Raw genomic sequence first — 12,329 nt, 5'->3', positions numbered from 1 at the left:
GGTGTTATGGAAAATGAAATGGTACCGGATAAGGGCGAAATAGTTATCTATACGACCCCTGACGGCACAGTGCAGACAGACGTTCGGCTTGAGGCTGAAACGCTCTGGCTGACTCAATACCAGTTGGAAGAGCTGTTTTCTACCGAGCGAACATCTCTGGTTAAACACATTCAAAATATTCTTGATACCGGCGAGTTGGAAGAAGCGGCAACTTGTGCAAAATTTGCACAAGTTCGTCAGGAGGGTAAAAGGCAGGTACGCCGGGACATACGCCACTACAACCTCGACATGATCCTCTCGGTCGGCTACCGGGTCAACTCGAAGCGCGGCACCCAATTCCGCATCTGGGCCAACCGCATCCTCAAAGAGCATATCGTCAAGGGCTACACCATCAACCCGAAGCGGCTCGCTGAGCAACAAATCCAGATAGCGCAGCTGAAAGAATCCATCCGCCTGGTGGAGCGAAGCCTGCTGGATAATATCGAAACCATTGACCAGGCCCGGAGCGTCATCAAAGTATTGTCTGATTTTTCCCAGGGACTGGAAATTCTTGACAACTACGACCATGAATCCCTGGAAACCAGCGGGAAAACCCGCACCCCTGCCGTGGTCATTGAAAAACAGGAATTTCTTGATGTCGTTTCCGCCATGCGACGCGATTTTGATTCCGATGTGTTCGGAAAACCCAAAGACAAGAGTTTTGACAGCTCGATCTGCCAAATGTATCAAAGTTTTGCCGGTACCGAACTCTATCCCACCATTGAACACAAAGCCGCCATACTCCTTTATCTTGTCGTCAAAAACCATTCGTTTGTCGATGGAAACAAACGCATAGCTGCGGCGCTTTTTCTCTACTTTCTGGAGAAAAACAAACTCCTGACGCGTCCTGACGGTCAAAGAGCCATCAGCAACGATGGACTTGCGGCATTGACGCTGCTTATCGCCTTATCAAAACCCGAAGAAAAAGATACCATGATCCAGATTGCCATCACCATAATGAACCGGAGTCAGGTATGAAAGCAACCACCGAAAAAGCCTTTGAAGCCTATATCCAGGAAACCATGTCCGCAAGGGGGTGGATTTCCGGTTCCAATCAATCATGGGATAAAAACAAAGCCCTCTTTCCCGATCAAGTCATTTCCTTCATAAAAGACACCCAGGCAGACCTTTGGGCGCAGATGGAAAAACTCCATGGCCAAGAACTCATCGGAAAATTGATTGAAACCCTGGTTAAAGAGCGAAATTTCAAGGGAACCCTGTACATCATTCGCCACGGCTTCAAGTTCTATGGGAAAATCTTCAAGCTGGCATATTTTCAACCGGCCCACAGTCTGGTCAAAGAAACCCTTGAGTTGTTTTTAAAAAATCAACTCCATGCCACCCGTCAAATTGCTTGTCATCCCTCCGATTCCAGCACCGTTGACATGGTTCTTTCGCTCAATGGGATACCGCTTGCCACCATGGAGCTAAAAAATCCGGCTACCGGGCAAACCTGGAAACAGGCAGTATCCCAATACAAGAGCGACCGTGATCCGCGCGCACCGCTCTTTCAGTTTATCAAGGGAGCGGTGGTTCACTTTGCAGTTGATCCGGATGAAGTGTATATGGCAACCCGCCTCAACAAAGAAAAAACCTTCTTCCTGCCCTTTAACCGTGGCAGTGCCCCTGGTGAAATTGAATGCGGGAAAGGCAATCCTCAGCACCCGTCGGGTCACCGAACCGGTTATTTTTGGGAAGATGTTCTTGAACGGACCAGCTTTCTGGATATCGTCGGAAATTATATCTTTTTGGAAACCAGTGAAGAAACCGTTTATGATGTGGCGGGCGGTCGCAGGAAAGTCACCAGAGAAACCATGGTTTTTCCCCGGTATCATCAGCTTGATGCCGTCCGGAGCCTGGTACGAAATGCCCGTACAGAACAGGCAGGCAATAACTACTTGATTCAGCATTCAGCCGGAAGCGGTAAAACCAACAGCATTTCCTGGCTTTCCCACCGGCTTTCCAGCCTCCATACCGTAACCGATGCAAAGATTTTTGATTGCGTGGTGGTCATCACTGATCGCCGCGTACTCGACCAACAATTACAGGACGCCATTTACCAGATAGAACATGCCCAGGGGGTCGTCAAGGCGATTGATGAAAACTCCCGCCAGCTTGCCGAAGCCTTGGTCGATGGCACCAAGATCGTCATTACCACGCTGCAAAAGTTTCCCTTTATTCTTCGCGGGCTTTTACATATTGCCGGTGCTGATAATATAGACAACCCGGACCAAGCCTCGATTGCCAAGGCCAAAGAGTGGCAGGACGCCATAGCTGCCCGGAAATATGCGGTGATTGTCGATGAAGCCCATTCCAGCCAGACGGGTGAAACTGCGCGCGAGCTCAAACGCATTTTAGGTGCAGGCACCGAACAGGGGACAGAAGAAAGCGAGCTGGACTGGGAAGACGGCCTCAATAAAGTCATGGAATCGCGGGGCAGACAGAAAAATCTGAGCTTCTTTGCTTTTACCGCCACACCCAAAGGCAAGACACTGGAACTCTTTGGCCGCAAGGGAGCCAGCGGAAAACCGGAAGCCTTTCACACCTATTCCATGAAGCAGGCCATTGAAGAAGGTTTTATTCTTGATGTGCTTCAACACTATACCACCTACAAGACTTACTTTAAACTGGTAAAAAGCGTTGAGGACGATCCGGCCATGCCGAAAAAAAAGGCCAGGAAAAAACTTGCCAAGTTTATGGCCCTGCATCCCCATAACATCGAACAGAAAACCGAAATCATGGTTGAGCACTTTCGTGACCATGTTAAACACAAACTCCGTGGACGGGCCAAAGCCATGGTCGTTACCGGTTCACGATTGCATGCCGTACGGTACATGCTGGCATTTCAACGATATATCGAAGAAAACCATTACGCCGATATTCATCCGCTGGTCGCCTTCAGTGGAACCGTTAAAGACCCGGACACGGTAAAAGAATATACGGAACCATCAATGAATATTGATGCGGTTACCGGAAAAACCATCTCTGAATCCCAGCTTCCGGATAAATTTGATTCGTCTGATTACCAGGTGCTTTTAGTCGCCAATAAATACCAGACCGGCTTTGACCAACCGCTTTTGTGTGCCATGTATGTAGATAAAAGGCTGGATGGCGTACAGGCGGTTCAGACATTATCACGGTTAAACAGGACAATCGCCGGTAAGGAACCGCCTTTTGTTCTCGATTTCGTGAATGAATCCGAAGACATCCGCAAGGCTTTCAAGCCTTATTACAATGTGACGACACTGCAAGAGTCATCCGATCCAAATCACCTTGAGTTGCTTAAACATGAATTGAATTCATTCCAGGTCTACTTATGGTCAGAGGTGGTTGGGTTTTGTCATGTTTTCTACCTCCCGCAATACAAACAAAATCCTTCTGACCATGCACGTATGGAAAAAATGGTTGCTCCCGCTGTTGATCGTTTCAAAGCGCTTGATGCAGAGAAAAAGGAAGCCTTCTATGAAAAGATAACCGCCTATACCAGTTTCTATTCCTTCATCAGTCAAATCATCCCATATTCCGACCAAGAACTTGAAATGCTTTACAGCTATGGCCGCTACCTGGTTCCTCGTCTTGACTCAGGTGAAGACGGAGTGAACCCGCATCCTGAAAAAGAAGTTGTTCTCCAATATTACCGTATCGAAAAAGTAATGTCTGACGCTATTGTTATGGAAGACGGTGATCCGTATGGCGTTAAATCTCCAACCGCAGTAGGAACAGGAAAAGCAAAAGATGAAGACAAACCTCTTTCGGAAATCATTCAGGCATTGAATGACCGTTTTGGAACAGACTTTTCCGACGAAGATAGATTATTCTTTGAACAGATCAAGGAAAAGGCTTTGAAAGATGAACGAATCATTCAAACAGCTAAAGCCAATCCGCTTGATAAATTCGAACTGGGCATAAGAGCCATTATTGAATCGCTGATGATGCAAAGAATGTCAGAAAATGATGGAATCGTAACAAGGTATATGGACGATAATAATTTCCAGAAGACGATATTCCCGATTCTTGCAAAAGAAATCTACAAAAGCATTTTGGAGAAACAAGAATGAAGACCGCCTGCGCACGTCCTGTGCTTCGGCGGAAGAGGGGCGCGAGGCGAAAATGAAGAAGACATCAAACCCGTTTAACCTGACAACGTTATGGCGCGATGCAGGTCAGCAGGCAGAAAAAAAGGACAGATTACCGGTTATCGGTTTCCCGATTAACCAATCCGGCTGAACCAGCGGACCGGCCGGGTGAGCCGGATCGGCCAGAAGAGCGGCTGTGTGAACGTGATCAACCGGACCCGCCCCTGGCCTATGACTCAGAAGAATCGGAAACAGGCGATGACCCGCTGCCTGCGGTCGATGCGCGCGCCGAGGAGGCGGGCGAACCGGACAAACCGACTCAGTCCGAATCCCGACCGCCGGTGCAATCCGCAGAAAAGGTGGAAGAGGTGTTCAACACCGGCATGCAGTTTATTGCCGGATTGTTTGAAATGGCGACCGGACAGAAGGTGATACCGGCGGGCGATCAGAAAAAAATGATCCATATCGACCGGGCCACCGGTGAGGTTACTATGAAATTCAAGCTGCCGGGCCATCACTCCTGAGGGACGACGGGTTCCGCTTCCTTCTGCATCATGGATTTTTCGGGCATTCCTTCGCCCATATGCTCCTGCATGCGCATCATTTCCTGTTCATTGATGCGCATCATCTTCTCCCGCATGACTTTGTGCTGAGAGACAAACTCATTGATGACATCGATGGCGGCAGGCAGGCGGTCTTCGCCGGTTGCCGCGTTCATCCGGGCCACCTTCTCGTCAAGGGCCTTGTCCATGGCCTGCATTTCGGCCATCATTTGCTGCCTGTGTTCCATCATGGCCTTGCTGTCGGGTTTCATTTTGTACTGTTTGGCAAAGAGCACCGATGAGACCAGTACCATGCATACGGTCAGTAAAATGGTTTTTTTTGTGATCATGGTTCTTTTTCCTTTCTGTTTGTTGATTTCTGCTCCAGGTTGAATGCGGCCCGAAGCCTCTCTATCCGCCTTCTGTTAACACCCAGATCCGAATGTCCGACTCTGGATGCCGACCTCACATGAAAAACTTTTTTTTTATCATCCATCCGCAGTTCCAGATCATCCACAAACCGGAAAACCTTCGTCGTGAAGGTCGCCCGAAGATAACCGTCTTCTGAGGTTTTCAGGCTTCCGCCCATCTGCTGTATGACGGCTTTTGCCCTTTCCCATGAGATTTCTGCTGCATCGTTGAAGGCTATCGGTTCAATAAAAGATGATCTGCCTTCATCTTCGCTGCATACGCAGTTGGGCGTATCCGGGCAGGGGCTTAATCGGCCGTTAATCATCCTGATATCGGCGGGATTTTTTCCGGAACACGATATGACGGCAAATAGCAGCCCGAGAATCGTCGTAACCCAATGATGGCGGTTTAACATCGGCTTTCCAATCCTTTTTTCATCATTGCCGAGGCCTTATAACGTCTGCAGTTGAGTGGAACTTTTCGGATTATTTTGGAATACCAAGAGCTACGTATTGAGTGATGCCTTGACGCTCAATCAGAAAAAGGATGGTATCCCCGGCGGTATGCGGTTTGATCTTCTGGTAGAAATCATCGATATTTTTTACCGGGACCTGATCGACTTCAAGGACGATATCGCCGGCCATGATGCCGGCATTTTCAGTCGGAGAATCCGGTTGCACTTCAACGACAATTATTCCGGTTGTTTGCGTGAGGCCAAAATCACTTGAGATCTCCGGTGTGAGTGCTTCTACCCTCATGCCAAGCCCGGCCGATTTTTCTCTAACGGCTGGGGCAGGTCCTTCTTCTCCCTGCTCATTCATTTCTTCGATGGTGACCTGGATGGTTTTCAGTTGGCCTTTTCGGATGATTTCAACTTCCACTGTTTTTCCGACAGGCGTGGCTGCTACGATAGCGGGCAGGTCCCGGGAGCTTGTGACGGATTTTCCGTTAAAGGATGAAATGACATCCCCCCGCTGGATACCGCTTTTGTCAGCCGGTCCGCCTGCGGGTACATCAGATACCAGTGCACCGAGTTCATTCTTGAGACCGAGTTTGTCTTTCAGGGCAGGAGTTATCTGTTGAATGATAACACCCAGCCAGCCCCGGATCACCTTACCTTTTTTGAGTTGGGGAATGAGCGCTTTGGCCATATTGATGGGAATGGCAAAACCGATACCGATGTTACCACCGCTCTGGGAGAAGATGACGGAATTGATCCCGATCACTTCTCCGGATATATTCAGAAGCGGCCCGCCACTGTTCCCTGGATTGATGGATGCATCTGTCTGGATAAAATTGTCGTAGGATTGAACCCCCAGATGCCGGTACTTGGCGCTGACAATGCCGGATGTCACCGTATTGCCCAGGCCGAATGGATTTCCGATGGCAACGACCCAGTCCCCGACTTCGAGTTTGTCCGAATCTCCCAGCGGCAGGGCGGGCAAGGGTTTATCATCTTCAATGCGGATGAGCGCCAGATCTGTCTTCGGGTCCCGACCGATAACCCGGGCGATAAATTCTCTGCTGTCGGCCAGTATCACCTTGATTTCATCGGCCTTTTCAACCACGTGATTATTGGTTAAAATGAAGCCTTCCTGATCGATTATAAAACCGGTTCCGAGGCTTTGCTGTTTAAAATCCTCGGGTATCTGCTCGCCGAAAAACTGTTCAAAAAAGTCTCTCATGGGATCATCCGGCGCAAATGGAAGGGAAGGCATTCGGGTGCCCTTTATGGTTTTTACGATGCTGATGTTTACTACCGACGGACTGGCCGTTTTGACCAGAGGAGAAAAGGTTTGGGGGATGCCTGACCGGGCATCGGCGGTTGTGAAGGCCTGTGATGAAGCCGGCAGGACAAGCATCCATACCCATGTCTGGATTACCAGACATATGATAGACAGAAATTTTACATATCGCTTTCCCGGTGAAATAGTTCTACTATTCCAGCTTTCGCCGGTTTCCATGATGATCAACATTTACCCCCCCCATTTTTTTCGACAATCACTTGAGCAATGTCCTTTAACGGCATCGATGCCGCCTGAGTCTTAAAATTTTCCGTGAAGGATATTGTCAGTGTATAATCGGTCATTGTTTGTGGTTCATGATAAAATCAGCCAGGTTTTTCAGGTCTGCATCAGAAAGTGCCTTTGTTTTTTCAAGATGTGGTTTCATGATCCCGGCTCTCTGCGGATTGATGACCGGTTCGGCCTCTCCTTTGAAATACTTTATCAACTGGCCTTCTCTGTCTGTGTAATTTTTTGAAATATCGATCAGGGAAGGATTTGCGACGCCACCGGAAGGCTTATGGCAGACGCCGCATCCCTGTGATTCAAATACGTTTGGCTGTTGCGCGCTGGCAGTTGCTGCACTCAGCAGCAGTGCAATAAACAGAATTGTTCCTTTTCGGTTCATATGAACTCCTTTTTTTTGGGGGGGTGATGAGAAATTTTTCTGTTCAGATGACAGAAACGTCATGGCGACCCGCCCGGATGTCATAAAAGAGGATAGATTCATTTAATATATTATGATGCTGCAACCGGCCTGCCTATTAGTAAAAGTGTCTATTTCAATATGAAAAAACCATTAGGAACCGGGTTTAAAATGGCTTTGGCAGCTGATCATCCACCTTTCGCCGGGAGCCTGACCGACGCGTGACAGGCCATTTACAGGGTCCGTTTGAAGGTGATAATTGCTGCGGTCATCATGATTACGGTAAAGACCGAGAGAAACCCGATGTCGGCCAGGATGGTCTGCACCTCGGCTCCTTTGAAGATCACCGATTTCAAGGCATCGACTGCGTAGGCTTCGGGATTGATTTTTGTAAGCATCCTGAGCCAGCCGGGGAAACTGGATATGGGATACACTGCACCGCTGGGGAAAAACAGGATGACGTTCATAAATCCGCTCAGTATCCCGACGATCCGCGGGTGACGTATCCGGCCCAGAATGAGGAACATGAGGCTCTGCAGGCTGAGCGTGGTCAGGATAATGATCAGAAAAAGCGATGGCGCATGCATGAATGTCTGTGAAAACGGAATGCCGGTAATCGCGATGCAGACGATAAAAATGATTCCGGCGATAAACGTGGTGATGGTCAGGCCGCTGATGATCAGTCCGGCAACGATATCCAGCTGGGTCAGCGGCGTGAGCAGATAGCTTTCATCGACACCCAGAAACCGGTCCATGACCAGATTGAATGCCCCCGTGGTCAGCGCACCCAGAAAGATGGCCATGATGACCACGCCCGGTACGAGGGACTGGTTATAATCGACCTGCCGGTAAAGGCTGATATCGCGCATCATGATCTCGTCCGGCTTTTGCCGGACGGGCTCATATTCGGACCGGACGTATCGTATCGCTCCGGCTGCCACGGATCGTATTGTCTCGGATGAAATTCCGTCGGTGTTGTCCAGGAAAAGGCCGATTTCGGGTTTGCCTCTGGCGATAACCCGTTTGCTGAAATCCGGCGGGATGATCAGCGCGGCCTTGTACCGGCCGGTTTTGACGCCTTCGATAGCGCTTCCGGGGTCGGCGGCGGATTCGATGCTCAAGGTCCGGGGACCGGCTTCAACGGCGCGGAGGTTTTCTATGATGCGTTTTGAAAAGGTTCCCGTGTCCTGGTTGACAACCACTACAGGAAGATGCCGGAGTTTTCCCTGAAAAGAATTTCCCAGAATGATCAGATACAATATGGGCATGAAGATACTCATGGCGAGCACAACCGGATTTCTTCTGAATTTTTTAAAATCCCTGTCTATCACGGCCATCAGTCGGATCATGATAAATCCTTTGGGTGTTCATCTGCCCGGTTTCCGGGGGATTCCGGCTCCGATCAGAAAATTGACCTTCCGGGATTCTTCCTTCCGGATCGATTTGCCGGTAAAATGGATGAAGACATCTTCAAGGGATTGCTCCTGAAGTGAAATGGATATCACTTTTCTGCCCATGGACCGGATCTCATCGATAAGAAGCGGAAGATTCCGGGCCCCGCTGTCCACGTATATGATGACCTTTCCGTCGTCAATCCCGATTTTATGGACAAACGGCAGCTGCCGGATGTTTTCGGCTACCGTGTCCGTGAGATTTTCAACGGCAAGGGTGATGATATCGTTTCCGGGGACGACGGACTTGAGTTCATCCGGTGTGCCCATGGCGATGATTTTTCCGCTGTCGATGATGGCAATCCGGCTGCATAAGGCCTCGGCTTCTTCCATGTAATGGGTGGACAGGAAAATGGTGATCGTCTCTTCACGGCTGAGGTTCCGGATAAACTCCCATACCACCCGTCTGGACTGCGGATCCAGGCCGATGGACGGCTCGTCGAGGAACAGAATTTTCGGCTGGTGGAGCAGGCCACGCGCGATCTCAAGCCGCCTTCGCATTCCCCCGGAATAGGTGCCCACCAGATTCCCGGCCCGGTCGCTGAGGCCAACCTTGTCCAGAAGGTAGCAGATCCGTTTTTTTCTTGTCTTTGCGGCAATGCTGTAAAACCGGCCGTAAATGTCCATGTTTTCATGACCGGTTAGATCCAGGTCGCTGGTCATGGCCTGGGGCACGACGCCGATGCTGCGCCGGACCGCATCGGGGCGGCTTACCACATCAAAGCCGCTGATGCGGGCCGTGCCCGAGCTCGGACGGATCAGGGTGGTCAGCATCCGGATCAGGGTGGTTTTCCCGGCTCCGTTGGGGCCGAGAAATCCGAATATCTCCCCTTCGCCGACATTGAAACTCACATGGTCAACAGCGGCAACGGGTCCGAACCGCCGGGTCATGTCCGATACTTCAATTGCGTTGGCGGAAACCGTCATCTGCTTCTGCTCCCGGTAAACGCCACCTCGACGGTCATTCCGGGCTTCAGAAGGCCGGCCGGGTCATCTGCGCGGATATGGACGTTGAAAGCTTTGATATCCTGACGGCCCCGGGTGACATCCCGCTGAGTGGCAAATTCTCCGTAGCGTCCGATGCGAGTGACCCGGCCTTCAAGCATGTGGCCGGGTTTTCCAGGGGTGCGGATTCGCGGCTGAGAATTTAGCGAAATGGCGGCAATCAGCGTTTCTTCGATGTCCACCCGGATATAGAGGCCGTTGAAATCGATGAGGGTTAAAATGGTCTGGCCGGGGCTGACGGTTTCGCCCGGTTCAAACCCCTTGAATACGATCGTTCCGGAAACCGGGCTCGACAGGATCGTCTGAGCCAGCCGGGCCCGCCAAAACAATACATTGGCCTCGGATTGTTTCAGGGATGCCCGGGCCGAATCCAGCTGGCTTTCAGCGGCCCTGAGCTGGGTTCTGGCGGCGTGGAGTCCGGAATCGGCTGCCGCCCGGCCGGCTTTTGACGCATAATAATCCGCTGTTGCCGTATCATAACGGGTGACGGTGCTCTCATACGATGCCTTCGGGACAATCTGTTTCCGGTAGAGGATCCCGTACCGCTGCATGTCCCGCTCTGTTTCTGCCATCTGAGCCTGTGCCCTGTCCATTTGTGCCCGTGCAGTGAGAATCTCCGCCTCCGCGCTGCGGATGGCGGCCCGGGCGGTGTCAATGGCTGAAGAAAACACCCGGATATCAGCCCTTGATTTTTCAACGCCCGCCAGGGCTGATTCAAGCGAGGCTTCAAGTTCGTCGCTTTCCAGCTCGATGAGAATGTCCGATTTTTGAACCCGGTCGCCTTCATCAACGTAATGGGCGGCAATCCTGCCTGAAATCATCGAAGCGATATTGACCTCGGTTCCTTCGACCGTGCCGGTGGACCGGATAACCTCCGGCCCCTTTTCCCGGATATGGTAAAACAGCAACAGGCAGACTGTAATGATCGCTGTAATAAAGGCCGCGGCAGATGCTATTTTTTTCTTCATCTAAAAAAAACCCTTCTGCACCGGTAGCATTCACTGCGGCTGTGTCAGTTTGTCGGTATGAATGACATCACGGATTCGCCTTGCCATTGGGTTTGACGCTTCTATGTTAAAAGACGGGAAATCTCCTCCGGGATCACTTTCCGGATGCCTGTTTCCGTGTCAGACCAAAGGCGATGAGCAGCCCGACGATTACCCCTGATGCAAATGTCAGCAGGAGCAGAACGGCGCGGGGCATGGTCACGGTGAAAAAAAGAAGCCGGGTTTCAATTGCTGCCGTGTTCTGAAGGACGATGATGATCGTCAGAAGCGTGAAAACAATGCCACCGGTCAATTTTATTTTTGTTAACGTGTTCATGGAATTTCCTTTCTGATATGGCTGAACTCCGTCATTTTTTAAATATAAAACAAGCAAACTCGTGTGATATCGGGGCGTGCCGTGTCTGGAGCGGATGCTGCCGGAAAGGGAGATGATATTGTCTTCTATTGGAAATAATAGTATGGTTTTTCCGGAAGTGTCAACAGGATGTCGGGTTCCACTGACTGCGCGTCGATGAGCATGGATAAACATATCTGTTGCGAAGCTTCGGCCGGCAGCGATATCATGGTTGCAGGCAGGCCCTGTCAGTCTGCCGGCACTGATGCCCCGGGGTGGTTTTGTGCCCCGTTTTTCCAACTGAAAACAAGTCGGGAATATGTCTTTGTCGAGCCTGTTAACCATCATTTCAGACTATCCGAAGATCGCCTATGGCGTGGTGTTTCTCATATCCCTGTCCGAATCGCTGGCCTTTGTCGGGATACTGATCCCCGGAACCGTTCTCATGCTTGGAATCGGAGTCCTCATTGCCACGGGATATCTTTCATTAAAACCGACGATTGTCCTGGCGGTAGCCGGCGCCATTGCCGGGGACGGGATCAGCTACTGGCTCGGTCGGCATTATCACCAGCGGTTAAGGGATCTGTGGCCGTTCAGGAAGCACCCCATGATGCTGGCCCGCGGTGAAGCCTTTTTCAACCGCCATGGCGGGAAAAGCATTCTGATGGGCAGGTTTATCGGGCCCATCAGGCCGGTGATTCCCATCGTGGCCGGCATGCTGGATATGAAGCCGTCAAGGTTCATTCCCGTCAATATTCTGTCGGGCGTCGGCTGGGCCTTTGCCTATGTCCTGCCCGGGGTGTTTTTCGGGACCTCTCTGGCGGTTGTCAGGGACGTCAGCACACGGCTGGTGGTGCTGTTGTTTCTGGTGGCCGTTGTCCTGTGGCTGGCGGTAACCCTTTTCCGGCGGCTTTTCTTTTTTCTCGCCGTAAAAGGGGCAACGTGGCTGTCTTTTCTGGAAGCCTGGATCGCCTCAGATGTCCCTGTCCAAGGGGTCAGGCGTTACATCAAGCGGGGTCTGATCGTTGCCTTTT

At 50.9% G+C, this 12,329-nt stretch carries 12 protein-coding genes; 4 read left to right on the top strand and 8 right to left on the bottom strand.

Going from position 1 to position 12,329, the window contains the following annotated elements:
* Positions 1–6: 6 nt before the first annotated feature.
* The 3 genes from PHQ97_08635 to PHQ97_08625 all read left to right on the top strand — a co-directional run bounded on the left by PHQ97_08635 (position 7) and on the right by PHQ97_08625 (position 4,639).
* Complete coding sequence (locus PHQ97_08635; protein ID MDD4392795.1) at positions 7–1,017, top strand: virulence protein RhuM/Fic/DOC family protein; 1,011 nt, start codon at positions 7–9, stop codon at positions 1,015–1,017.
* Positions 1,014–4,097 (top strand): type I restriction endonuclease, encoded by a 3,084-nt coding sequence (locus PHQ97_08630; protein MDD4392794.1) that lies wholly within the window; start codon positions 1,014–1,016, stop codon positions 4,095–4,097. The genes PHQ97_08635 and PHQ97_08630 overlap by 4 nt, the downstream gene beginning before the upstream one ends.
* A gap of 98 nt (positions 4,098–4,195) precedes the next feature.
* Complete coding sequence (locus tag PHQ97_08625) at positions 4,196–4,639, top strand: hypothetical protein (GenBank protein MDD4392793.1); 444 nt, start codon at positions 4,196–4,198, stop codon at positions 4,637–4,639.
* On the opposite strand, the gene PHQ97_08620 is transcribed toward PHQ97_08625, so the two are convergent.
* From PHQ97_08620 to PHQ97_08585, 8 genes are all read right to left on the bottom strand, one after another.
* Entirely contained in the window at positions 4,630–5,007 is a 378-nt protein-coding gene (locus tag PHQ97_08620) for a hypothetical protein (GenBank protein MDD4392792.1), read from the bottom strand. The genes PHQ97_08625 and PHQ97_08620 overlap by 10 nt on opposite strands.
* Entirely contained in the window at positions 5,004–5,483 is a 480-nt protein-coding gene (locus PHQ97_08615) for a DUF1499 domain-containing protein (protein MDD4392791.1), read from the bottom strand. The genes PHQ97_08620 and PHQ97_08615 overlap by 4 nt, the downstream gene beginning before the upstream one ends.
* 70 nt (positions 5,484–5,553) lie before the next feature.
* Positions 5,554–7,044: a DegQ family serine endoprotease gene (locus PHQ97_08610; GenBank protein ID MDD4392790.1), complete on the bottom strand. Its 1,491-nt coding sequence runs from the start codon at positions 7,042–7,044 to the stop codon at positions 5,554–5,556.
* A gap of 109 nt (positions 7,045–7,153) precedes the next feature.
* Positions 7,154–7,480 (bottom strand): c-type cytochrome, encoded by a 327-nt coding sequence (locus PHQ97_08605; protein ID MDD4392789.1) that lies wholly within the window; start codon positions 7,478–7,480, stop codon positions 7,154–7,156.
* 251 nt (positions 7,481–7,731) lie between these two features.
* Complete coding sequence (locus PHQ97_08600) at positions 7,732–8,847, bottom strand: ABC transporter permease (protein MDD4392788.1); 1,116 nt, start codon at positions 8,845–8,847, stop codon at positions 7,732–7,734.
* 18 nt (positions 8,848–8,865) lie between these two features.
* Positions 8,866–9,876, bottom strand: a complete 1,011-nt coding sequence (locus PHQ97_08595; protein ID MDD4392787.1) for an ATP-binding cassette domain-containing protein — start codon at positions 9,874–9,876, stop codon at positions 8,866–8,868.
* Positions 9,873–10,922 (bottom strand): efflux RND transporter periplasmic adaptor subunit, encoded by a 1,050-nt coding sequence (locus PHQ97_08590; protein ID MDD4392786.1) that lies wholly within the window; start codon positions 10,920–10,922, stop codon positions 9,873–9,875. Before PHQ97_08590 ends, PHQ97_08595 begins: the two co-directional genes overlap by 4 nt.
* A gap of 133 nt (positions 10,923–11,055) precedes the next feature.
* Positions 11,056–11,643 carry a LapA family protein gene (locus tag PHQ97_08585; GenBank protein MDD4392785.1) on the bottom strand — a complete coding sequence of 196 codons (588 nt, stop codon included), beginning with the start codon at positions 11,641–11,643 and terminating at the stop codon, positions 11,056–11,058.
* Here PHQ97_08585 and PHQ97_08580 point away from each other — a divergent pair.
* Positions 11,621–12,329: DedA family protein (locus PHQ97_08580; protein ID MDD4392784.1), on the top strand; the 709-nt coding region annotated here is incomplete at its 3' end. The genes PHQ97_08585 and PHQ97_08580 overlap by 23 nt on opposite strands.

The organism is Desulfobacterales bacterium, from assembly GCA_028704555.1.
Classification (GTDB): Bacteria; Desulfobacterota; Desulfobacteria; order Desulfobacterales; family JAQWFD01; genus JAQWFD01.
The sequence above is the reverse complement of the archived record's forward strand: the minus strand, read 5'-3'. Positions and strand labels throughout refer to the sequence as shown.